Raw genomic sequence first — 24477 nt, 5'->3', positions numbered from 1 at the left:
GTATGTCGATGGTGAATAATGCTCACCCAGGCAGCAGTCTGATCCTGCTAAATCTTATTGACCGAGCATTGGTTCGCAGGGGAAAACCTATTGCACGCGCGGAGTTATTGGAAACATTGCGGCCGGAGTTGCTCCCGAAAAGTGAGACAGGAGCAAAACGTTTTGAGTCGAATCTGGATTTCTGGTTGGAAGAAGGGTTGTGGTTGCAGGACAGTGAGGGAATGATTTTCGCGCCCCCTCAGGCCAGTGAGAGTGATCTCCCATCGCGTGTATTGCAGTTGCTTATTGATAATGCAGCCACGCGGTCGGAATCGGCTATCTTGGACGGTACTCGCACTGAGCCATTTCTTCGTGCAATGACCTGTTTGTTAGCGCAGCGTCGGTACACCTTCATGGGAGGGGAGTCGGTAAGCTCTTCCAATGCCGCCGAGGCGGTAAATAGCCATCTACCAGGTCGGGAATTGAATGAGTCTAACGAACTCTCGACCTTTTTGGCCTATGGGGAATTCCTTGGCTTTTTGGAGCCCTTCGGAAAGGGTTACATTGTAGATCCTACTTTAGCTATCGAACCCTACCTCGAGAGAATTTTCGAAGGCGGGCGAGTACTTCCGTTTAGAGTATTTGTCGAACGTTTGGGAGAGTACCTGCCACTGCTTGATGAGGGGGGCTATCGTCGATTGTTGGAACCTTGCATGGAAAATTGGAAGCCAGATGCACCATATGAAGTAAGTGCCGCACTCAGTCACGCTCTAGTCCGTCTGGAAAGTATGTTTCGATTGCGCTTGGAAAAGTCCTCTGACGATAGTTTGAGTATGCGTCTGCTTTTGCCAAATGGTGTTCAACGCTCCGTAGGTGAGATTCAATACCGTACCGAGGTTGCTGTATGAATCTGATCAATTACTGGCCAAGTTCGGAGCACATTTCCCAGTGCATCCGTACGGAGGCAGAGGAGTTAGCTGAGCACGTACTCTTAGCGGTGCATGAGCCTATGCAGTTGCTTCGGGTAGGTAACGGAGCAGAGCAGCAATGTACTGAGGCCGATCTGCTAGCGCACTTTCTTGAGGTGGAGAGACCGATTCCCTTGGTCGGCCGTTCCGGCGTTGGAAAATCCCACCTGATTCGCTGGTTGGAAGCTCAACTAAAACTGCAGTCGCTATCCGCCAACTGGCATATCGTTCGCATTCCAAAGAATGCAAGTTTGCGCCAGGTATTGGAAATCCTTCTGGATGGCTTGGAAGGAGAAGAGTTCGAGAGTGCACGTCTACGGATTCGGTCGGTAGGTGAAATGCTGAGGACCGGAGAGGTCGCTGACTTGCTGTTGACCTTCATGTCACAGCAATTGCAGCGACTCAACGCCCGCGTCGCAGAGCAAATTAGCTATTACCGAGGAAATCCGCAGGCCAGTCAACAATTGTCTGCTGAAGAAAAGCAGCGTTGGCGAGATGTTAACGCGCATACTATGCCGGGGTGTGGGCTTTCCGAACTAATTACGGACCCTAATTTTAAGAGAAACTTGCTTGATCCGAAGCATTGTATTTATCAGTTCGCAAGTCGGTTGACTCAAGGCGCTACCGATCAAGAATTAAGTCGAAACGATTACCAGATCAGGGCCGTTGACCTGGACTTCAGTTTCAACCTCGATGACCTGTCGCAAAGCGCTCGGCAGTATGTCAGTCGAGCCCAATTGAATACCAATCGGCAAGCCCAAGAGTCCGCAGCAGGCGTATTAAACGAAGTTTTGGGTGAGTCCACTAGAACTGCTTTTCGTCATTTGTTCAGTTTCAATGGCGGTAGTTTTTTAGATCTTTTTAAAGACATTCGTCGTACCTTGAAACATCAGGATCGCACTCTGGTGGTACTGGTGGAGGATATGGCGGCGATTTCTGCTATTGAGGACGTGCTGATCGACAGCCTTCTGGAAGAGGCCGTTCGGGATGAAAAGCAAGAGCTGTGTACGCTTCGCTCGGCTATCGCGGTAACAGATGGTTATCAAGGATATCTGCGGCGGCAGGACACGATTAGAACACGTGCGCAGTATGAATGGTTGATACGCGATCATGGCCAGAGCCGCGAGCAAACGCTGGAGCGCATTGTTGATTTCTGCGGTCGCTACCTGAACGCCGCCCGTCACGGTAGTGCAAAACTAAAAGCGTCCTGGTTGGAGCGATCGACAGACGTCAGTTGGCCGTTAATCTGGGAAGATCCCGAAGGCCCGCCGGAGGAACTCCAGGCATTCGGCCATTCGCCTTCTGGCGTGCCGCTCTTCCCTTTCAATCGCAACGCGATCAATGCGCTGGCGGATCACTATTGCAGCAACGACGAAGAGTTGAATTTCAATCCCCGTCAAGTGTTGAACCAAGTTGTGTTGCGAGTACTACGTGATCATCGGCAGGCGTGCCAGGAGCATAGATTCCCGCCGGCAGATTTCGCCAGTATCAAGGCCGGTGCGGGACTGATTGACCTGTATAGACTCGACGAACCAGCGCGCTGCGAATCTTTGGCTGCTATCTGGGGGTACGGTTGCCGATCTATCGCAGAGTTGCAGCAGAACATGGATTGGCGCATAGCAAACGTCTTCGGTCTAAACGCATTGGCGTCTTTGTTGGAAGAAGTTCAACCCGTTGGTTTTGTTCGCCCGCCAACGCGTACAGACACTGGCCCGAAGAAAGCCAGACCGACTGTAGAGCCAAGAGGAGTGAAAACAGATCCCGATCCCGATCAGCACCGATTGGAAGAGATTGTTTCAGAGTGGTTTCAGCGCAGAAAAAAATTGGAGCAAAACGAATCCAGGGACCTAAGAAACGCCCTGAATAAGATGTATCAGCAATATGCTCATCCAGAATGGCTCGGCTTAGGGGCGCGGCCGGAATTACTGCGTGGGGCGATTGTTAATATCAATATTCCATTCTCCATTACGGGTAACAAAGCCACTAATCTCGTGTGGTTTTGCCAAGAGACGGACTTTGAGGATCCTCAAAAGGCAGCTGCTTTGAAGGGGGTTGCGCTGGCGCTTCTGCGCTACGAGAGCGTCAATCGGAGATCCAATGGGATAGGTTGGCAATATGCTGGTGGATTCGATGATTACTTGCGCTACCAGAGTTTCGCCGCACGTTGGGTTCCGCAAGTTCTACAAACACTTGCGCTGATGGAACGCTCAAAACTTAATGAGGTGATGAAAGAACAACTGAGTCTAGTTCCCATCCTGGGATTATGGAGGACCGCATCCAATGATCGCCAGCGACTCAGTGAATTGCTCACTCCGGCACAAAAGATTCTGGAGTCATTGCCAAAACCTGCTGCTCCGATACTGCTAGAACTCCGGAAAAGTGCTTTGGAAGAGTGGGAAGGAAAGCGAGATGCCTGGTTGAAGTTGGTGGCCGCCAATGACCATGGTATGGATGGAGAATTGGCGCTTAGGTCATTCAAAGAGGCTAGTAAGGCTGATTTTAAGCAGAAGTTGCCAAGGTATGATAGAGAAATCACCCAGGCACTGCAGTCGTCGTTCGATGTGCTGTCCGTTCTAGATGGCTATTCTCGGCACGAGCAATTTTGTCTCTTGCTGGATGAAATGTCTGAAATTCTTCGTGGCGTAAGTGAAGGCGGGTTGCATTATCCCACTCAGTTTTCAGATGTGCCGAATGCCAAGAGAATGCGTGAGGCATTGAACTCTCTAAAAGCAAGCGAGGTTTGGGCGGCAGTCAAGGTTTTCCTCTCATCTTGGGACGAATCTGATTTGCCCAAAAAGTTGCAATTGATCAATCAGGTAGACGGTCAAAAACTGGAAGAGGCCGTTCAGGCACTGGGTGCGTGGGATAAATTCTATTCCTATGTCTTGCCGCGTTTGGAGAATGAGAATCGTCAATCTGGTCTGGACGTCTTGGGGCAGTCACAGGAGAGGGTCACCGGATTGTTGAAGGGACTAACAGGCACTTTGAAGGATTTGTTGGAGGCGTGCAGTGAGTAGTCTTGAGCAAAAAGTTTATGCTTTGCGCGAGCAGTTTGAACTAAATCGCTCGGCCGGTGAACTGCGAACCGCCATTGATGATTGCCAAGAAATTTACGAGAGATTTGTGTCGCTTTCCGAAAGGCTTCATTTGCTGCAGCGCCAATCATCGAGCATCGGGGCTTTACCGGTGGGTGCTCCAGAATTGCTGGATTTGAATTCAGAGTTTAAAGAGCAGATATCTACGGCTCTGGCAAGCTTGGGAGTTTTTTTTGAGGTTTGGCGAAAGAACAAACAAGTCTCTCGTCAGGACGATTCTGTTGAGAATTCGCGAGTTGCACTTGAAAGTCTGGTTGTTCGATTGGAGAGCAAAATCGATTCTTGCTGGAAAAAGTGGACGGAACAACTGTACAGCCAGTGCATGGTCGAGAAGGTGATACTGGATAGTCAACGCGAGATACCTGGTTCCGAACGCGTATACAGCGACTATATCGAGTTGCAGGGAAGGTTTAAAGATCTAGCAAAGCAAGTACCGGAGACCGTATGGCCTCTTCGCGATTTGATGGATCTTAAAAATCGTATGGAGCAGGTTAGAGGGGAAATGCAACTCGATCTTCCTGAGAACGTTAAGCGTTTCTTCAAGTTATTGAACCAGCGCGGAAGGTCTACGGGTGTTCCATTGTCGGAGATGGACAAGGACACCTTCTGTTGGTTGCTTGAGCACGACTTGTTAGGTCAGTTCTCCGTCGAACGCAGTAGGAAGCTATTTTGATGGAAATATCCCTGGAGCGTTTGTGTACTGCCCTCGATCGCCTGGAGGAGTTGGAGACGAGTTTGCTGGCCTGGGGGGACACCGGTGGCTTCTTCACTGAAGACGAGATACTTGCGACCCTAGAAGAGGTGCTTCCCGAGGACGATCCCTATGACGTTCTGCTCGGACTCTGCGATCACGCAATGGTGATCGAGGCTCCCCATCCCGAGGGATTGTCCAAGCGCTACAGGACGCGAATGGGAGAGGCTGTGCACCTGTACCGCTATCTTCGCCAGTGGTTCCTAAACAAACCGGTCGACCAGGCCCGTACGCTAGTTTCCGATTTTCGTTTCGTTCGGCGGCCGCGTAGTTACCCCTGCCGCGATCAGAGTTTGCAGAAACTGCTAGATGGCTTTGGCGAGGACGCTTCTACGCGATTCCACCTGCCAATCCGCGCTCTACTGGGACACGAGGAGAACCTGCTTCTGGCCGGCTTTCAGGTGCGTGCTACTATTCGAGTCCTGCAGGCGTCTAAGGATCGGTCCATCCATGCTGCCGGCAGCATAATCTGTGCCGGCACTGGTAGCGGCAAGACCTTAGCTTTCTATTTACCAGCCTTAGCTGCCTTATGCAGTCAATTGGCTGAAGATGCTTCCTCGCGAGTACGCATTCTGGCGATCTACCCGCGGCGTGAACTGCTGAAAGATCAGTTCATGGAGACTTGGAGCCAATGCCGAAAATTGGACGAATTGGTCAAGTCGCAGTCAGGCCGAAAAATTTCCATTGGGGCATTTTTTGGCGACACGCTGGAGAACACCAGTACTGCCCATGAAGCCGCAAAAAAGTTTAGCGGAAATTTGCCATTCGACTTGTTGCGTTGCCCAACGAAGGATTGCCCCGGAAAAATGGAATGGCGTCTGGAGGGTTCTGTCGCGCAACGCGAAGAACTGCACTGCAGTCGCTGTGATCATTATGTACCTCATGATGAGGTTCGAATGACTCGGCGGTCTCTGGCTGCTGCGCCACCGGATATCCTCTTCACGACGACTGAAATGCTGAATCAGCATCTTGGGAACTATGCATTCCACCACTTATTCGGGGTAGGTAACTGCGAGGGGCCCACACTGGTGCTGCTGGATGAGGTGCATACTTATGAAGGTAGTAGCGGAGCGCAGACGGCCTATCTGCTGCGGCGTTGGATGAAGCGAAGTGAATGCCGGCCACACTTCGTTGGACTTTCCGCTACTTTGAGCGACGCACCTGCTTTTTTTTCCGAATTAATCGGGGCGAAAGAAGGTCATGTGGAGTTGATCGAGCCTCTTGCGGATGAGACGGTGGATGAGGGCGCCGAGTATCTCATGTTGTTGCGCGGGGATCCGGTTTCTCAAACTGCATTGCTTTCCACCACTATTCAGGCCGCGATGTTGACTCGGCGTATCCTAGATAATCGTGACAAGAGATCGCGTGGAACATGGGGAAGTAAAACTTTCGTCTTTACCGATGATCTGGATGTCAACAATCGACTCTATCACCAACTGGCAGACGCTGAAGGTTGGAAAACCAGGGGCGCGCAGTTGGTGCCGGATCATGAACCGCTGGCAAGCTTGAGGGGAGGTGGTCGCTATCTGGATTATCCAAGCCGCCTTAAACGTATTCAGTTAGGCCAAGACTGGCAAATAGGCATGGATATCGGGCATTCGCTCGACAATGATGATCGCGCTCGGGTAGGCCGGACCTCTAGTCAGGACTCTGGCGTCGACCCTAACTCCGAAATAGTGGTGGCTACCGCGTCGCTAGAGGTCGGCTTTAACGATCCATCGGTTGGGGCGGTTTTGCAGCATAAGGCGCCGCGAAGCGTTGCGTCCTATCTGCAGCGTAAGGGACGTGCTGGTCGCCCCCGCGGGATGCGCCCATGGACCCTAGTTGTGCTTTCTGAGTTCGGTCGAGATCGAGTTGCTTTCCAGCGTTACGAGGAGTTGCTTACCCCTGAAATCAAGCGACACAGGTTGCCACTTCAGAATGGGCATATCCAGAAGATGCAGGGGGCAATGGCGACCCTGGATTGGCTAGCGATGCTGCTGAAGGAGGGGTCGGTTTGGAGAATCCTGAAGTATCCCAAAGGATCGTCTGCACAACTGATGACCTTGCTCTCGGCCGTTGAGCAAGTACTACAACCTGGTGGAATGCAGGACCGATATTTTAGTTATTTGAAGGACGCGTTACGCATAGATGAGGCAGCCTTGCAGCAAGTTCTGTGGGCTTCACCGCGATCATTGATGTTGTCTTTTTTGCCGACGCTTCGGCGGCAATTGAAAACGCTGTGGTGCGAGTATGGAGAAAAGTGGAAAGAACTCCCCCGAGGCCGGTCTCCGATGCCGGCTTTCATTCCAGAGGCAATGTTCGCCGAATTAAATATTCCTAACCTATTCGTGTCTTTGCAGCGTGGGGAAGGTAGTGATGCAAAATGGGAAGGGCTGCCATTTTATCAGGCTTTGCGCGAGTTCTCTCCCGGCAGGATTTCCAAGCGTTTCGCTATCAAGTATGACCTGGCTGACTGGTTGATCCCGGAGGGATTTCAGCCGATTGCCGATGCCCTACAACAGGTTGACTTTGAGATTGCGGAAGCATTCGGAGAGTACCTACAGAACGAAGGGGCGGTGGCCGCGGGATCCGATGCAGAATTGTCTGTGGTGCGTCCACGGGAACTACATACCCGCGCTCTGCGCAAGGCGAGTGGGTTGACGGAAAAGAGTAATTCCCGCCTGCGTTGGGACTCGGAATTCATCTTGGCCGAACATACATCTGTTCAGAAGCCACCGATGGGAAGTTGGGGGAAGCACCTGATTGATGTGGCGTTTTGCCTCCACCAGCAGATGACGCCGCTTGAGGTGGTGCGCTATAGCAAAGGAGCTGACGCCACGCTGCGTTTTCGCAGCGGCCAAATCGCGCGGGTGGATTTTACATGGAAAAGCCAAGGTGAGCCGATAGCCGTAGGTGCGCGTCAGTGGGTGGATGGTATGCGTCTTCGTTTTCGAGTCGGCGATGAAACTATTGCCGATCTCCTCGGGACCCCTGCCATATCGGCCGCATTGCGTCCCTTGTTGTTCCGGCGGCGGGTCGAGCAACTAGGTCGTTTCGACGGTGACCCCTTTACAGCCAATTGGGTATGCGAGTGCTTCCTTGCCGCTTTGGCTGCTGAGTTGAAAGACGTAGACTCGGCCGAGCCATCGGTGATGCATGGAGCCTTGCGCCGTCTACTTTCCGACGAGGGCAAGGAACGCCTGCTCGCTATTCCGCAAAGCCTTTTCCAACTCGATGAACAAGAAGAAAGTTCCAGAGAGCAGGAATTACAAGCCGACCTGCGCGGACTCCTGGGATGCTCTGAAGTACTAGCCCAACTAGCAGATTGTGCCGACCCTCTGTGGCGGGATATTCATGCCTTGCCAGATATCGTGGAATGGACAAAAGAACTGCTGGCCAATACGTTGGCAGCAGCAACCCAGCAAACACTATGCACCTTGCTTGGGGACGTTAACGAACGCTCGGTGAATGCTGATGCGCTTTGGCAAGACGGTGACCTGGAAGTATGGCTCAGCGAGGTCGAAGCGGGTGGTTGCGGGATTATTAGTCGCTTGGCTGAAGATTACTTTGATGATCCTTTGCGATTTCTGAATGTATTGGCGTGCAGTTTGCGCCCTGGCGACTACGAGCAAATTGACTTCGATCTCTACGAATTGCTGGAGAAAGCTTCTGTTGATGAGGAGGTCGATAGGGTTCTAACGGATATCCGTGCAGCTGCCGATCATAAGCAGCGTCGCAAGGCTGGTGCAGCCATGCACTCCAGTCTCTTGCGGGAGGGATTTGCACTTAGCCACAGTTTTCTCAGTGTATTGCACTCTCGCATCCTCAAGCCGAGCAGCAGTCGGCAAACCGATGCTGAACTGCTTACATTGCTCAAGCAATGGCGAGAACTCGAGGTCAGGAGTGGCATTGAGTGGCCCCTTAATATCGTTTCCCACACGTTGGCGGCGCAGAAGATGAGAGCGAATGCGACTGTCTCTGATTTATTTCGTGCTCATTGTGTGAATCAGGGGCTATTGTGGCCGCGAGGTAATACGATTCGCCAATCGGAACTGAATCGTTACAATCCTTTTAGTAATGGGAATGCGGCCACGGAACGAATGCTGGGCGCTGGTTTGTTTGCCGGGAGTAGACCTCGGATAGTGTATTCAAATTCCTATTTGAGTGATTTGCACAAATTCTTGCGAGAAGAGGGCAGCGTTGAATTAGTGATTCCCCGCAACCAGCAGGGGGGGGTGTCTAAAGTTATTACCGAGATACAGTTGTATCCGGTTGACTATCTGGGTTTATTACTTTACCCCAGAGTGGGCGAACTACAGAGAGAATACAGTTCCCTGGTGCTGGTCATAGAGTTGGCGGAGGCTTTGCAGTGAGGGCGCGCTATGAATGAGCAGCGGCAGATTTTTCTGCATGGACCTCTGGGGCGTAGACAGTTTCGTGAAGTGCTAAGCACTATGCTGGCGTCTTTGCTGATCAATCCAGACGAGATCTGGCTTGTATCACCTTGGTTGAGCGATTTTCCTTTACTGGATAATCGCTCAGGGCAATGGAATTCATTGGAACCCAAGTGGGGTAGTCGAACCGTTTCGTTCAGCGAGTTATTGGCGCGGGCGGTCACGGGGGGCTGTACCTTGAGAATCGCAACCCGCAATGTAGACTCCAGTCGCTATTTTGTCCGTGGCCTTGAAAATCGTCTCGGCGACAATCCGGACTTTCACTACCTGATCAGTGACACCCTGCATTCGAAGGGCTTTTTGACCCGATCGGGGTTTCTTAAGGGGTCCTTGAACTACACATTCAGCGGTACGCAACGAAACGATGAACATGTGACTCTGACACAAGACGCACAGGTTATATCCGATGCGTTTCTTGAATTCAAAAATCATTATCGTTTCGAGGCCGATATATGAGTATCCCACCAGATTGGCTTCGGAATTTTTTCACTGAAGACAATCAAATCGATCTTGATCGAGTGCTTTCGCTGACTAACCCGTACGACCCAAAGTTTCAGGATCTACTCAAGCCACTCGTGTCTTCAGCAATCGAGGGAAAATGGCCGTTGCTGCTCCCGGTTAGTCGCGGCGGCGAACTTTATTTCTATGGTGCTGAACGCGACAGGCGATCTTTAGAGGAGTTGCGACAAATACTACAAGCGGTGCTGGGAGCAGCGGATACGTATTCAGAGTTTCCATTGATTAAGGTAGCCCGGGGAAAAATCGAACAGATTCTATTACAGCAGGCACCTGCAGGGCTTCTCAAAGTAAATTTGTTGCGCCAGTCGCAGAGCGACTTCGCTTTACGTAAACGTGTGTTTCAAGCGTTGGCATCGGTGCTGGATCTCTACCAGCAACGGCCGCCAGTAACCGCTGTGGTGAAGCGGCCAATTGGGCGGATCCTGCGGGATTTCTTCGCCGCTTGTCAGTCCAGGGATGGTTCGAAAGCATCGCGCTTTTTTGACGAACTCAAAACGACAGGCAATTTCAGTCAGCGAAACTTGATCTCTCTGGAGTTGCAGGCCTGGGAGGCTGAGCGTCGTTGGTCGGACATTCTAGGACATCCCCGACTAGTAGATATGCTGGGCGGGAGACTGCCTGCCCAACTGGTTCGGGTTCTATTGCGTGCCATAGGTAATTTAGGCGGTGATCGCTTGCTGGAGCCAGCAGCGTTTGGCGAGGTCCCCCTAGAACATATACATCTTCTATGTCAGCCGATCAGCCCTCTTTTTGCCAATCGGCCTCCCCTGGAGGCCCGCGAATGCTTTGTATCCGACTGGAAACTCTGGGCGATAGGCGCCGGGGCATTGGGCTTCTCCGATGGCCTTGATGGTCTTCCTGACTTCATTGATCCGGCCTGGATTTGCGGATTGCACGACTGGGCAAATTTGCCGACCAAGACCCCGGTAGCGCCAACCATCGCGGCAATCCCTTCGCTGCAAAAAGTCGCATCTCCCCAGACCTTCAACGATCTGCGACTGGTGCTCGAAGGCTCGCTATCTGCCTCCATGGAAGAGTTACGCGAGATCTGGGTCGCAGTGCAGGAGGCACCCGAGGAGTTAAAGAATGGACTCTACATTTATCCACGTCTGCAGTCGGTGTGGCAAGGTATATGCCAACTCTTCGATGGTAGTAGGGAACTTGGTTGGAAGGGATGGCTAGAACGCCTGAAGGAGGCTTCTACTGACCCAGAAGCCCTGATTCATGAGCTGCAGGAGGAGAGCCAGAGTTGGTCAATAGAGTCCTTCTCGGAGGCTCAGTTGAGTCAGTGTCTGCATGGCGATGCCAGTACTTCGCTATTGTTGCGAGACAGCTTGCCGCTATTGCTTGACTGGCTGGATCGTCGTGAAATCCTCTGCTCCGGGCAATTCTGGTTGGAGTGGCTGGAGCTGCTGGCGCTCGATGATTTGGTTAATCCGTCGGACATACAACTGGCAGGGCAGATTGTGCAGCGCTTCTTGTCCCGCCCTAGCCAAATCGGCGACCGTGCTCGCCTAGGGGAATCCTTGGAGTTGTTATGGGAGAAGGGCGGTTCGGTTAGTTCTTATTCGGAAGTGCTCGAGATTGTCGAGTTGCTCCTGGACGAGACTCAACCGGGGCAGCAAGAGTTGCAAAAGCTCTGGTTGGTACTTCAAGGGTTCGCCTTGAGTCGCTGGACTCGTCTCGAGTTAGCGCAGCGTTTGCTCACCAAGAGTCTGGCCAGAGAGATATTTGGTGAGAGCAATGAAGCGAGTTATCCGCCACTCGCTGCTGAAGGAGGCGATGCTGATCTTGACGTCCAAACAAGAAAGCTATCGGGTAGGCTGCTGGCTATCTACAGCCTTACTGAAGGCGCCGCGCGGCGGGCTAAAACGGTACTGGAAGGCATGTTCGAAGGGCTGCGAGTGGAACTCAATCATGATCACACTGCGACCCCGGCTTTGCAGAATTTAGCCAAAAAAGCTAATTACTTCTTGTTTGTTGCCGGTAGCGCGAAGCATCAAGCCTTCTATCCTGTGAGTCGGATAAGACAGGATTTGATCTATCCCTTAGGAAAAGGCGCATCAAGTATCATTGAAGCATTCTGCAAAAGTTGCGTAAATTCTACTTCGGAGTGATGAGGTGAATTTATAAAGGCCAAGCGTTCTGCGTCATCGTTCGGCGAGCATGCAGAGTTGCTTCGACTCGACATGCGTGTTGCCTGACGGGTTGTCGAGTGAGCAATCCGTCAGCGTTGCCTATGTGATCAAAGTCTACCGCGTCCAGCGTAACACGCAGCGGTCACCGCTGAGGCGACGTTCGACCATCACGGCGCATAGGCTAGGCACTGAATCTTCAAGTTGTTTACGGATAAAAGCACACAGGTTTTCGATTGTGGCCGGCCCCAGATCCTGCACCTCGTCAAGTAGTCGGTGATCGAGCATCTCGCGAACACGGGCAATCTCACTTCGTAGGTAGCCTAGGTCAATTAGCATGCCGGTAGTGGCATCTGGTTGACCTGCGACGGTGACCTCCGCTTCATAGGTATGTCCATGGATGCGGCGGCTACTCTCAGTCTCTATGTCACGATTCAACGTATGGGCAGCCTCGAAGAAGAACCGCTGCGACAATTCGCAGACCGTCTTGCTATTCGAATTGACCATGGTCTCAGCGGCGGAAGAAGGAGAAGGAGGAGCAGCTACAGGCGTGGACATCAGCGGATCTCCAATATCTTGTGTGTTTGTACGGAAAGTCGCCATTTAGTATTGGCCTGACAATAGGCAATGGCGGAGCGGGTATTTTGTTTCTGCATTGGCCCATCCATAGGTTGCAGTAGGTAGTACTGAAAGTCGCTATCAGAGATGGCATCTGGGAGTAGGCCAGGCTGCGGATAGACGAGTTTTAATTCGTGGCCACTACGCTGCACCCAGTCGGCCCCAGCTTTAGGGCTAACACAAATCCAATCGATCCCCGCCGGTGCCAGAATGGTCCCATTGGTCTCGACAGCGATTTCGAATCCCTGATCATGCAGTGATGCAATCAGGGTTTCATCGACCTGCATTAACGGTTCGCCTCCTGTGAGCACGACATAGCGATGCTCTTGGGCAACTGGCCATAGCGAGGAAACTCGCTCGGCCAAGGCCTCTGCAGTCAAGTACTTGCCCCCCAAGGTTCCGTTGGTGCCCACGAAATCGGTGTCACAGAACTGACAAACGGCCCTTGACCGGTCAATTTCCCGACCACTCCAAAGATTACAACCTGCAAATCGACAGAACACGGCTGGTCTGCCAGCCCGAAGCCCTTCGCCTTGCAGGGTGTAGAAGATCTCTTTGACGCTGTAGGTCATGCGTCATTGTCTCGCTTGAATGCTTCGAAGCCGGTCCGGCGCAACTCACAAGCAGGGCATTCGTTGCAGCCATATCCCCAGTCATGTCTGCGTTGGCGGTCTCCTAGATAACAGGTATGGGTCTCTTCTTGAACTAGTTCTACAAAACTAGATCCGCCAAGGCTTTTGGCTAACTCCCAAGTCTCTTTTTTATCCAGCCACATCAAAGGGGTCTCAATAACCAACGGCATGTCCATGCCAAGGCCGAGAGAGACCTGCAACGATTTCAGGGTGTTGTCTCGACAATCTGGATAGCCTGAGTAGTCCGTCTCACACATCCCGCCCACAAGCACGCTAAGCCCTCTTCGATAGGCAATGGCGGCAGCAAAGGTAAAGAACAGCAGATTACGTCCGGGGACGAAGGTGTTGGGGAGGCCGTTCTCCTTGAACTCGATCTCCTTCTCAGATGTCATCGCGGTATCGCTGATCTGGCCAAGAAGTTTCAGGTCAAGGAAGTGATCGTCCCCTAATTTTTCTCCCCAGCGGGGATAGTCAGTGCGAAGGCGCTGAAGAACCTGACGCCTGCACTCAAGTTCTACATTGTGGCGTTGCCCGTAATCGAAGCCTATCGTTTCAACATGATCGTATCGATCTAATGCCCAAGCAAGGCAGGTCGTGGAGTCTTGACCGCCGGAGAACAGAACCAGTGCGTTCTTGTGCATAGTGACCTCCATTAAAGCTTCATATCGGTTTGTTTCTGTCGGTATTCTTTTCTGATTTTTTGAGTTAAGAAATCTGAAAGTAGTGCGATATCGCTCGGTGTGTTCTGAACGCCATTCCAAGGACGAATATCACTCTCAGAAAATTTCCATTGTCCACTGGTCCAGGCAGTATGTTTTTTAAGTAAGTTTAGCCCGTCAATGAATCCATCTTTCTTGGATGTACCGTGCTTAGCGTAAATTTCGTCCATTACGAAGCCAAGGGAAATTATTCCTGCGCCGTGTTTTAATCTGGAGTGCCTTGGGCTTAGGCCGCTCCATTCGGGTCCAAATACAGTCTTTACGGCATGGAAGAAATTGTTGATGATCTCAAATGAGCGTCCCTCGAAGTCTTCGTGTTGCATTAATTGTTGAATCGCTCCATCGCTGACAGAGTTCATAACTAATTTTTGCATTGCCGTATCGCTCAACATTCCTCTTGGATTGGTGTGTTGCTTGACTTCGCAGAAAAGCGAAGAGCCAGGAGTCGAGTTAAGAAGGTCGATAATGCGTGCGGCATACTTCCGTTTAGTAAATCGTTCTGGCAATCCATCAACTGAAGGGAGTAATTCATATATTAGGGATTTCGGTAGTGGGCGCGCATTGTTAATAAGAACAAACTGTTGTCTCAGTTCGTTGTAGTCTTTGCAAATTAATGCTGAAACGAATACCTGGAACTCACCTTTCTCCATTGTGGCTAATGCACTGAGGCGCTGCTGCCCATCGACCACGAATCCAGGCTTTTGCTCAGTGCAATCTACTACTACCTCAACAATGCTATCCCCCACATCTTTTATGGTAACTCCATCTAGAAACGCAAGAATCACAGCGTTCGGTAAAAGGGCGTCCTCGCGAAGAAGATAGTCACGAATTTCCTGAATATGAGAGGCGACCTGATGACGTTGGAATCCGCGTAAATGGCCTTCTTCATTTCGGCCGATCCTTTCGATTTCCGAGAAGGCAAGAATTTCTTTCGGGGTCGCGGCAAAAGTAAAGACGTCATGGTTGGGCGCTTGCTTTGCTCGGATGCCTTTAAATCGATAGATCATTTCTTGCCTTTTCTAGAGTGCGTTGTAGGTGTCGATGGTATACGCCCAGATTATGGAACCCTCGACGCTTATTTCTATTGCTTGCCCTGAATATTATCGTTTCGACTCCTGCCGACTGACAGATAGAACATTGGCATTTTTTCCAAGGCTTATCTATAAGAGTAGGTGTTATCAGGCGAATGCTCTTGGCTACTTCCTTCTCAAGTTCTTCAGTAGATGAAATTGAGCCTGAAAGGGTAAGTCGTAAATAGTCGGTTAGTGCGCTGATGGTTGCCTCGTAATCAGCTAAACCTTTGTCGTAATGGCGCAAGGTCTTTAGTGCTATGGCTTCTTTTTCTTGAAGTGCTTCCGCGCTGAGAATACCCCGTTTAATACCTTGCAGTAGTTTTGGGTTCTCTATTGCTTGGGGGATCCTAATTGCTGTGTAATAATCTAGCTTGCTTGTTGTGTTTTCTAGGTAGTAATTTGATTTTGCGTCTTTAAATGCTCGAATGAGAGGGGACGTCGAATCGAAGCTTGTGATGCCATAGTTAGTGAACTCGTGGATTCGCTCAGCTTTGGCAAAGCCTAGTAAGTGAATATTAGTCTCCGCCTTGATAGTCGCTCGAAGTTCCTTCAATACTTCATGTATCTGCTCCACCTTTAGAGGGACCAATCCACCAATAGCTAGGTACCGATACCCCATATCCTCAAGCGATTTTGCAGCTGCTGCCATGCTCTTAGGCGACCAGCCTTGAACGGCTCCGAGGGGTTCAAAAGGTCTACCTGCCTCGTTCGTTAGACGAAGAAATTCTTTTGCATTATCAAGCGTTACATTGTAACGATAGATTATATCGTCGTCTTGATCTTCTGCAGGCGGGTTGCTTGAGTCACAATTAAAAATGATGTGGTCAGGAGAGCATCCGTGAGTGAAGCCTCCATCTGCATAGAAATCTACTACTTCGGCAGGAGCATAGGCAGGTATGGGGTGTTCTACGTAAGCAAATGCACCGCAGTCACCCATTACCATGGTGTCTTTAAACTTCTGTTCACTCAGGCGAAGAAATTTTCGCGCGCCTTCTCTTAAGAAGCGTTGCTGCTCTGCTGTGGAGTAACGAACTTTAGAGTTAGAAACACCCGCAGCAGGACGTACCGCGCTCATGGACACCAGTAGTCCATCATATGGTGCGGGTGACATCATTTCATGGGCATATTGGTCGTCCCAGTATCTTTTTCTTCCAGGTGCGTTGCGGTCATTGAGGAAGTCATATTCGGGATCGACGTAATCTTGTGTGTCAGCGTATAAAAATTTCATGCGCGCGAACTATTCATATAGATGCGAAGTAGGGTGTCCTGTAAGTGCTTAATGTCCTGGGGTGTGCTTTGCACTTCGTTCCAAGCAACATTGAGCAGCGGCCACTTTCCCGAGGACCAAGCGCAACGGGGGGCTATTTTTTCAACTTCTTTGCATATGAGGCTGTAGTTGGCGTCTTGTCCGCTTATCTTGGCGCAAACGAGATCCATTATGTAGCCCATAGCTGCAATGCCTGCAGAGTGCATTAGGCGACTCTCTTTAGGGTCAAGTGCCCAGTCGTTAGGGAAGCATTCTTTAACAGCCCGCCAAAATAAAACTAACAGTTGATACATTGCTTCAACGTCGGTTTTTTCTTCATCGTTTGACTTGTAGGGGTACAGGGCGCCAAGGGGGTTGGTCATGCTGGTGCGGATCATCTTTATGATGGCCGTATCTGTGACTACAGCGTCAGAAGTCTCTCTATCAGAAGAAAGTTTTATAAGCCGATAAAACGGCGAGCGAGGGTCTCGGTTTAGTAAGCCGCATAACTCGGCAGGCGCTTTTCGAGCGCTCAGTTCTCGCGGCAGGAGTATACTTCCTGTTTCTGGTAGTAGTTCATTTATTAGCCTTGTTGGTAGTGGTTTGGCTTTGTTGACGAGAATGAACTGCTCTCGCTGAGTGGTTAAATTGTCTGATACGAACCCGACAACTGGAACTGGTAAGTCCGCATTGTTTGCTTTTGCTAGTGCCAAGGCACGTTGTTGGCCGTCAACGATCCAGGCTGATCGAAGACCCTCAGCATGAAGCGGGATTCTTAAGGTGCCAGCCTGTGCAATGCCCTCATCGCCTGTAGGTTTGCTGCCGCGAGATGCCATAAATTTTATTTCGGGCGACAGTGCTAGAATAATTGCGTTAGGGAAAAGTACATCACCTTGGTTCAGGTAATTAATAATCCCTTTTACATGACTACGTATTTCGGGTCGCTGAAACCCTTTGAGGGTGTCACTGTCGTCCCTTGAGATTCGGCTAATATCAGCAATACGCACCAAGTCAGATCCGCGAATAAAGAGTGCATAAACATCCAGGTTGTCGCCTTGGGTAGTGCGCAGTGCGCGCACAACAATTTCTTGATTTTTTCCGCTCATACTATACTCCGTAGCATGCTGCGGCTTTTCAGTTCAAGCCATAAACCCCTAAAGCGAGATTGCTCGCATGCAACCAGTGCATCGTCGCGCAGGTAGCGTAAAAGGCGAGAGGAACTACCCTTCTGAGCATCCCATGCTTCGATCATTAACGCTTTCACTTCTTCATCTGAGGCGCGACGTCTCTTTATGGTGCCTACTAGCGGGAGTGCAGACATGGCGGCGCTGACAGCTTGGTAATCTGCACTGACGGGGTTGGTAGAGGCGTTGGTAAGTTCGACAAAGTGTCGCATAGCCCTTTGTGGGAAGTCGGCTCGGGTGCCAGCGAATCGCGAACTTTCAAGGCGATCGTCATAAGGCATAGCCAACGAGCGGAATTGCTTCGGTAGTCGTTCAATACCGGGGCGTGAAGTGAAGAACCTCAGTTTGGACCGGTCGTCAGTCGCGATCTGTTCTAGATCGTTCGCGACTAGGTCGATGTAGTTCGCGGATAGCGCTATCAGGATGCGATTAATGTCTCTGCGCTTAGCAAGTGTCGCTAATGGATTGGGACGCTGCCAGTGATTGTTGACCGCGTCCCACCAGTCTGAAGGGGTCAGACCCATACGCGCTAGCCATGGACGAATGGAGTTGGGCTCTGCTGCGACAGTTAGATTGTAAGACGGGCAGGGTTGCTCGCCCCCGATCAAACCTAGGCCTGTTGAGGCGAACATCAGTTCTGCATCAAGTTTCCGTGCCACCCATTTCGCGTCTTGCACGCTCCTGCCCGTGTAAAGCGACTCAGCTGGGCGAGTGAAGGTTCTTGCCTTTACCTGCTGTATCCAGGTGGCCGCCGTGGCCGCTAGCGACTGGTTCTGAGCGGTGCATAGCTCCAGTGGGGGTTGCCCCCCGAGCCGCTTGCGGTTTGTGCAGTTGGTGATGATGACGGTGCTCATAAAAACTGCTGCATCTCTGCGTTGAAGGGTTGCAGTTATTTCTGGGTATGCAATCCTACCATCGAATAACTGCATGGGGCAGCGCAATTGGTCAGTTGTGAGTCCCTTGTCGGTACCAGGTGGGGCCGCCGCTCATCTGGTATTTAACTGATGAAATGAGGACGATGTTTTGCTCACGTTTGCTGCGATTCGGGCCCGTCAGAGCCCCAATCACCAAGTTTTTTCGTTTGCAGCGACTGCTGAGCAGATCCTGGCAATCGCTTCTATTGATCGAGTAAGGCGAGATGAGTGCGGACACCTCTCTGGTTTCCAGCGACCGCTTGTGTCAAGGCACATCAGAGAGATACGAGACTACCTGGGGCGGTCTGATTCCGTGATGCCTAATGCCATTGTTCTGGCCTTTATCGGCGGTGTTCGGGTTAGGGGTGAAGCTGGGGCTTTGGTTGAGATTGAAGTGGATGTCTCGCAAGGACCTGTTGGATTTGTGGTGGATGGCCAGCAACGTTTGTCTGCTATGGCGGGGTTGCCAGGACGTGATTTTCAACTACTGGTATCAGCTCTTATTTGTGAGACATCTGAAGAATTGCGTAGGCAGTTTATTTTGGTAAATAATACCAGTCCATTGCCTAAGTCGCTGATATATGAGTTGCTGCCTGCGGTTGATGGTTTGCCCAGGCGGATGACGGATCGTGCGCGAGCGGCACGAGTGGTTGAATTACTTAATTTTGACTCTCGCTCATCATTGCTAGGGCAGATCAAGCAGCATACGAATCCCGGGGGCGTTATTAGCGATAACGCTGTTCAAAGGCTAGTTATGAATTCGCTGTCGGACGGATACTGTCGAGAGACTATTGAGTTGTCGGATGGGGAAGATAGATGCTTTCTTGCGATAAGCGAGTTCTTTGAGGCGGTGCAAGATGTTTTCGGAGCATCCTGGTATGAGCATATTCCGAGAACTTCTAGGCTTGTCCATAGTGCTGGAATAATATCAATGGGATTCGTGATGGAGGCAATTTGCGAGAAGGGGGCGCCCTGCGCTCCGATGTTTAAAATTGGTCTTCAAAAATTAGTGGGACATACGGCTTGGACTGAAGGCTCTGGGGAGTGGAAGTTTAGGAGTGGTGTTCGGTCGTGGAATTCTATCCAAAATCTGCATAGTGATATAAATGCGCTTTCTGATTATCTGGCTAGGATCGTTAGAAGGAAGTCTTTCTAGATTCTAATGTTACAGTCATTACGGTGGTGTTATGTCTGAGAAATTTTCCTCGCGTGCATTGTCTGATCAGTTTTTGGTTAAAGAATTTTCTTCTTGGCTTCTGAGTTTTGTTGGTGAATCACAAGCGGCGTTGCAGAGTGTTTCTGTGGCGGATAAATCGTTCGCGGTGAGTGGCTATGGTGTTTTGATGGAGTTGTACGGGTTGCGTACTCGTGCTTATATTTTGATGAATGACCCAGGTGCTCACGTCGTAAGTTGTTTGGATTTTTCTCAGGAAGAAATGCTGTCGTTATTTGATAGAGTATCTAGTGTGGTTCGAACAACAAGCACTCTCAAGAGTGCGAGTGCTATGGTTCTGTCTGTGGCTACGTTTACAGTCTCCTTGGGAGAGGGGAGGGGTAAAATTGTAAGTTTCCTGTTTAAGACGTTGTGCGATGAGGTTTCTGGGTGGGAAGCAAGTCTTTGTGATGGAAGGTAGCCTCTCAAAAGTTTTCTTGGGTTGAATTGAGTGTGTTGCATTTGGTTTTTGGTCGGCTGCTGTAGACGAATGGCTAATTGAAGAATGGGTGTTTGGCTGAGTTGCTAGAGTCTCACGCTAATTAGTAATTAGTAATTAGTAATTAGTGATGGTGAAAAGAGAACGCTACCTTGTACGATTGGGTGTGCTGTCATGATTGATTTGATAGGCGATGGTGATCCTTGGGTTTCCGAGACGTCTGGTGAGCGTTTGCTTTTTCTGCTACTTCAGAACCATCTGGAGTGGCGTTTTTTGGCTGATACTCTGCAGGGGACCGGCCTTAGACTGGGACGGCGTTTCAGTGATTTGACTAATTTTTTCGTTGGGGCTTCGGTTCTTCACCTCCAGCAGCGGCTTCTGCGGTTGGCCCATGACGTACGTGAGCAGTATCCATTAGATCGTTCTCAGCAGGTCATGACATTGCGTGCTCGTGCCTGCGATACTATTCAGCTAACTCCTCTCGAATATAGGGGAGATTTCGGTATCTTCATTGAAGAGGTTCTAACCAGCGCAGAGCAAATGCCAAAAGAACCTAGCCGAGGCCTGAAAAGAACTGTCATTCGAAATAGCCCGAATTATTGTTATAGTTGCGGGCGGGAGTTCGGCGCATTTTTTGAGGACGCTCCAGAAGGTCTTAAGCCTACAGTGGATCATGTGTGGCCTCGAGCTTTGGGGGGCGATACCATTGAGGCTAATCTTTTGCCGGCCTGTGGGGCGTGTAACAGTGCTAAGGGGCATATCGCTGCCTGGCAGATGGCCTGGATACAGCCTATTGTATTCGCCGACATTGATGAGACTCATGCTTTGAGCAGCCTGTCGAAGGAAGCAAAGATGGCTCTTCACGTACGAGCTGCAATGTCGTATTCACAGCAAAATGGCAGTTCTCTTAAAGACGCTTTTTTGGCAATAGGTCCGCGTGAACCTCCAGTTAGGATCGATAGTGAGCAAGGCTACGACTTTTTCAATTTGCGAGTTCACGACGATTCTCGCACCAGCGTAATATGGACACCGAACTGATGCGTTACGAATATGATGCTTTCATTTTTCATCAACGTGCCGATGGCCAAGGCCCTTTATTGGCGCTATTTCATGCGCCTGCGGGGGAAGTGGCTGCCTGGGCCGATGTAGATCGTCTAGGGCCTGATAATCGTATGGCACCTCAGCGTGAGCCGAAGAAAAGTCGTATTAATAGTATCTGTCGTTTTTTCGGAGATGATCCTCAAAACACAATACCAACAGCAATTGTTGTCGGTTTGAGGGGGATTGAGTTCGATGGAGAGGGAGGTATACGTAAGCTTCGTTTCGAGACGAGGGATCAGCATCCGCACCCTGGCCTGATCATTGATGGACAGCATCGTCTGCGCGGCCTTGAGAAGGTTGATCCGAATACGATTGTTCCAATTGTTGGAATTATAGAAGCTACTGACCTTGAGATGGCTTTTCAGTTTTTGGTCATTAATAATAAGTCGGCTAAAGTTCCGCTTGATCATCTTCGGGCTCTGGCTTTGAACTACCCATCAGAGCAACTTGAGGCGCGTCTTAAAACGGCGCGTCTTGCCCTTAATACGAACTTGGGTTCCGTGGGCGTGTTAGACGAAGATCCTGAAAGTCCATTCAGCGGGATAGTCGCTTGGCCTAATAACCCTCCCGAGCAACGTATAGTCGTTCCCGCTGCTATCGAGGCTATGGCCTCTGAGGCAAAGTCGCTAGGATTTGGTGAACTTGAAGATCTTGATAGCCTCAATTCATTTTTGATCGCGATGTGGAGTGTGATCAAGGACGAGTGGGCGCATTTATTTGTCGCGGATAGTAAGTTGCTATCCAAGGTAGGTCTGACTTGTATGACGCAGTTCGTTTGTTCCACTATCAAGACTTGGGCTCGTAATCCAAGACTCCGAGATCAGGTTGATCCCGGTGATCCCGATAAAGTCAGATCTGTCACAAGTGATGTGCTTGCGACACTTGATCCATTGTTCTTTGAGGCGGAGTGGGCAAGTTCAAGCTATGACACTCGAGCTGGGCGTGACATGGTGATGTCTGATCTCGAAACCCTCTCTTTTAATAAGGCAAATGACGATGATTGGTATGAGGGGCTTAAGGTCATCAATCGGAATTGGCTCCAGGGGTACCTGTCTGAACATGGTGGAGCGGCTCTGACTCCGGACGAAGACGTTGTCGACTAATTGCTAATAAGCTGTTGGCAGTCCAGTGTTGATCTGAATAGCCATTCAAATTGGCGCTATCCCAGTCAGGGACTTTTGCGGGGAATCGTTGAAAGCCGTTGGGTGGAGTAGAGCATTGGCTGCAGCGAGCGCTCATAAATACCCTATTAAAATCAATGTGTTATGAGGTCGACCTCTGGCATGGGGTGCAAGGGGTCGAGTGTTCGAATCACTCCGTCCCGACCAAATAATCCCAACATAAAGGCTCGATCAGCAATGATCGGGCTTTTTTGTTTTTGGGGCTTTTGCGGGACGTTTTCATCCTGTCTGCTTTATCAGCATCTTCTCGGCTTGCGGCCGAGCAGGGGCGGGTGATGGTGCCGGCGATGTGAGGGTGATGAGCCATACAGCGTTGTTTCGACTGCCTGGGGCGGGACTGGCGCCGCGCTACGCTCAGCCTTTTGCGAGCAATCGCTGGATCATGGTCTTGAGCGCCTTTACAGTGAAGGGCTTCTGCAGCAGTTCGGTCTGGCCGCTTTTCAGCGCGATTGCCGGCACAGCATTTTCAAGGAAGCCTGAAATGAACAGCACCTTGAGTGTCGGTCGCATGGAGAGCGCGGCCACGGCCAGCTCGTCACCATTCATGCCGGCAGGCAGTACGATGTCGGTGATCAGCAGTACCGTTTCAGGCGCCCGCTCCAACTCTAGCAGGGCCTGTGCGGCGGTCCCCGCCTTGGTGACCTGATAGCCGACCTCTTCCAGTGCCTCGCCAATCAGATCGCGAATGGCCGCCTCATCGTCGACCACCAGTATCGAGACGTTTCCCACCTGAAGATCGCTCCCCAGCTCAGCGGGCTCGCTGACATCGGCGGTTATCGTCTGGCCGTGACTCAGCGGCAGGAAAAGACTCACCGTGGTGCCTTTACCCATGACCGATTCGATCCGCGCATCCCCCGATGACTGTTGGGCAAAGCCATAGACCATCGACAGCCCCAGGCCGGTACCGGAACCCAGGGGTTTGGTGGTGAAGAATGGATCGAAGGCGCGGGCGATTACGCTTTGTGGCATACCCGTGCCGGTATCCGTCACTTGGAAGACCGCGTATTGCCCAGGGCCGAGGACTGCAGAATCCTGTGTCGAGTCAATGCGCGCCTGGCTGATTTCGATCGTTAAACGGCCCCCGTGGGGCATGGCATCGCGTGCATTGATGCAAAGATTGAGGATCGCGTTTTCCAATTGGTGGGCATCGCAAAAGCACAGCACGGCGTGTTCCGGTGTCAGTACCTCCAGCTCGATCCGTGGGGTGAGCGTCCTGCTGATCAGTTCTCGCATGTCCTGAACCAGCAATGCCAGGTCGACCACCGAGTTCGCCAGGGGCTGGCGCCGGGAATAGGCCAGCAACCGGTGGGTGAGCGATGCCGCGCGGTCGGAGGCATTACGGGCAAAGCCGACGAAGCGTGACAGCTCCTCGTACTTGCCTTGGGCGATACGCTTGTCGAGCATGTCCAGACTGCCGGTGATGACGGTCAGCAGGTTATTGAAGTCATGGGCCAAACCACCGGTCAATTGGCCCACCGCCTCCATCTTCTGGCTCTGCTGCAGCTGCGAGCTCACTTGCTCGAGGGCTTCCTGACGCTCCTTGTACAGGGTGATGTCCCGCGCCACCGCCAGGTACAGCCCCTGTCGACGCGCGATTCTCCAGTTCAGATGCAACGGTTTTCCGTTGGCGCGAAAGCCCTGAGTATCGAGTTCCGCGATGGACCTTTTGCCCAGGCTGCGCAATGCGTCCGATAACTGTGACGGCGAGATGAAGCTGAAAAAGCCACTGTCCCTGAGCGCCTGATCCGTATGCCCCGTTTCGATCTGCCAGGCGGGGTTCATCGCCATCACTTCCCCGCCTTCGGACAGGGTACAGATCAGGTCAGGGGATATGTTCCAGATGCCATCTCGCTCCAATGTACGGCGCTCGATCTCATGCTCCAGGCGCTCGTTGACATCGGAAAGGGTATTCAAGGTTCTCCGGAACAAGGCGCACACTATCGCCATGGCGAAGGTCACCAGGGCAAAACTCGCGCTGCTGATCCAGGCAGTCAAGCCGTCGTTGAAACCAATATCGCCAATGAAGAAATAGTGCGCGGTGAGCACTGCCAGAATGCAGCCCAACACCGACGGCACGACGCCGAAGCAGAAGCCGATGAACATCAGGCCGGGTATGAAAAACAGGTAGGGCAGTGCCGTGAAGGGAAGTTGCACACGCAAGGCGGCGCAGAGCGCAATCACCATGACCGTGCCCGCATAGCGCACTGGCGTGCTTGGCTGAGTACGGGCGAGTCGACGCACCAGCTCAAGACTGCGAGAGAGAATACTGATCAA

18 protein-coding genes are annotated in these 24477 nt (G+C 51.4%); 10 read left to right on the top strand and 8 right to left on the bottom strand.

Annotation, left to right across the window (positions count from 1 at the left end; translation table 11 throughout):
• Nucleotides 1–2 precede the first annotated feature (2 nt).
• The 6 genes from dpdG to dpdD are packed head-to-tail and all read left to right on the top strand — an operon-like array spanning nt 3 to nt 11865.
• Entirely contained in the window at nt 3–887 is an 885-nt protein-coding gene (gene dpdG, locus BM154_RS23650) for a protein DpdG (protein ID WP_074879785.1), read from the top strand.
• Entirely contained in the window at nt 884–3964 is a 3081-nt protein-coding gene (gene dpdH, locus BM154_RS00870; RefSeq protein WP_074879782.1) for a protein DpdH, read from the top strand. Before dpdG ends, dpdH begins: the two co-directional genes overlap by 4 nt.
• The gene (locus BM154_RS00865; protein WP_074879779.1) at nt 3957–4715 is read left to right on the top strand and encodes a hypothetical protein; all 759 of its coding nucleotides are present in this window, start codon (nt 3957–3959) and stop codon (nt 4713–4715) included. Before dpdH ends, BM154_RS00865 begins: the two co-directional genes overlap by 8 nt.
• Complete coding sequence (gene dpdJ, locus BM154_RS00860) at nt 4715–9148, top strand: protein DpdJ (protein ID WP_074879775.1); 4434 nt, start codon at nt 4715–4717, stop codon at nt 9146–9148. Before BM154_RS00865 ends, dpdJ begins: the two co-directional genes overlap by 1 nt.
• Before the next feature lie 9 nt (nt 9149–9157).
• On the top strand, nt 9158–9685 hold the full coding sequence (gene dpdK, locus BM154_RS00855) for a phospholipase D-like domain-containing protein DpdK (protein WP_074879773.1): 528 nt from the start codon (nt 9158–9160) through the stop codon (nt 9683–9685).
• Nucleotides 9682–11865, top strand: a complete 2184-nt coding sequence (gene dpdD / locus BM154_RS00850) for a protein DpdD (protein WP_074879770.1) — start codon at nt 9682–9684, stop codon at nt 11863–11865. Before dpdK ends, dpdD begins: the two co-directional genes overlap by 4 nt.
• 135 nt (nt 11866–12000) lie before the next feature.
• Here dpdD and BM154_RS00845 read toward each other — a convergent pair whose 3' ends face one another.
• Genes BM154_RS00845 through BM154_RS23645 form a run of 7 tightly spaced genes read right to left on the bottom strand, consistent with a single transcriptional unit; the run spans nt 12001 to nt 18209 of the window.
• Entirely contained in the window at nt 12001–12441 is a 441-nt protein-coding gene (locus tag BM154_RS00845) for a 6-pyruvoyl trahydropterin synthase family protein (RefSeq protein ID WP_208609408.1), read from the bottom strand.
• Entirely contained in the window at nt 12441–13073 is a 633-nt protein-coding gene (gene queE, locus BM154_RS00840) for a 7-carboxy-7-deazaguanine synthase (protein WP_074879768.1), read from the bottom strand. The genes BM154_RS00845 and queE overlap by 1 nt, the downstream gene beginning before the upstream one ends.
• On the bottom strand, nt 13070–13774 hold the full coding sequence (queC, locus tag BM154_RS00835) for a 7-cyano-7-deazaguanine synthase QueC (protein WP_083414493.1): 705 nt from the start codon (nt 13772–13774) through the stop codon (nt 13070–13072). The genes queE and queC overlap by 4 nt, the downstream gene beginning before the upstream one ends.
• Nucleotides 13775–13785: 11 nt before the next feature.
• Complete coding sequence (dbpB, locus tag BM154_RS00830) at nt 13786–14859, bottom strand: DGQHR domain-containing protein DpdB (protein ID WP_074879762.1); 1074 nt, start codon at nt 14857–14859, stop codon at nt 13786–13788.
• Entirely contained in the window at nt 14843–16153 is a 1311-nt protein-coding gene (dpdA, locus tag BM154_RS00825) for a tRNA-guanine transglycosylase DpdA (protein WP_074879758.1), read from the bottom strand. The genes dbpB (BM154_RS00830) and dpdA overlap by 17 nt, the downstream gene beginning before the upstream one ends.
• Nucleotides 16150–17277 carry a DGQHR domain-containing protein DpdB gene (gene dbpB, locus BM154_RS00820; RefSeq protein ID WP_074879755.1) on the bottom strand — a complete coding sequence of 376 codons (1128 nt, stop codon included), beginning with the start codon at nt 17275–17277 and terminating at the stop codon, nt 16150–16152. The genes dpdA and dbpB (BM154_RS00820) overlap by 4 nt, the downstream gene beginning before the upstream one ends.
• Complete coding sequence (locus BM154_RS23645; protein ID WP_139225364.1) at nt 17274–18209, bottom strand: hypothetical protein; 936 nt, start codon at nt 18207–18209, stop codon at nt 17274–17276. The genes dbpB (BM154_RS00820) and BM154_RS23645 overlap by 4 nt, the downstream gene beginning before the upstream one ends.
• A gap of 169 nt (nt 18210–18378) precedes the next feature.
• Here BM154_RS23645 and dbpB (BM154_RS00815) point away from each other — a divergent pair, with 169 nt between their 5' ends.
• The 4 genes from dbpB (BM154_RS00815) (at nt 18379) to BM154_RS23635 (ending at nt 22125) form a co-directional block, all read left to right on the top strand.
• A complete protein-coding gene (gene dbpB, locus BM154_RS00815; protein ID WP_074879753.1) occupies nt 18379–19425 on the top strand; it encodes a DGQHR domain-containing protein DpdB in 1047 nt (348 codons plus the stop codon).
• A gap of 31 nt (nt 19426–19456) precedes the next feature.
• Entirely contained in the window at nt 19457–19903 is a 447-nt protein-coding gene (locus BM154_RS23640; RefSeq protein WP_139225363.1) for a hypothetical protein, read from the top strand.
• A 192-nt stretch (nt 19904–20095) separates the two neighbouring features.
• The gene (locus BM154_RS24255; RefSeq protein WP_074879750.1) at nt 20096–20959 is read left to right on the top strand and encodes an HNH endonuclease; all 864 of its coding nucleotides are present in this window, start codon (nt 20096–20098) and stop codon (nt 20957–20959) included.
• Complete coding sequence (locus BM154_RS23635) at nt 20944–22125, top strand: DGQHR domain-containing protein (RefSeq protein WP_139225362.1); 1182 nt, start codon at nt 20944–20946, stop codon at nt 22123–22125. The genes BM154_RS24255 and BM154_RS23635 overlap by 16 nt, the downstream gene beginning before the upstream one ends.
• Nucleotides 22126–22557: 432 nt before the next feature.
• On the opposite strand, the gene BM154_RS00795 is transcribed toward BM154_RS23635, so the two are convergent.
• Entirely contained in the window at nt 22558–24477 is a 1920-nt protein-coding gene (locus BM154_RS00795) for an ATP-binding protein (protein ID WP_074879741.1), read from the bottom strand.

The sequence above is a fragment of the Phytopseudomonas argentinensis genome (assembly GCF_900113905.1).
GTDB classification, from domain to species: Bacteria; Pseudomonadota; Gammaproteobacteria; order Pseudomonadales; family Pseudomonadaceae; genus Aquipseudomonas; species Aquipseudomonas argentinensis.
The sequence above is the reverse complement of the archived record's forward strand: the minus strand, read 5'-3'. Positions and strand labels throughout refer to the sequence as shown.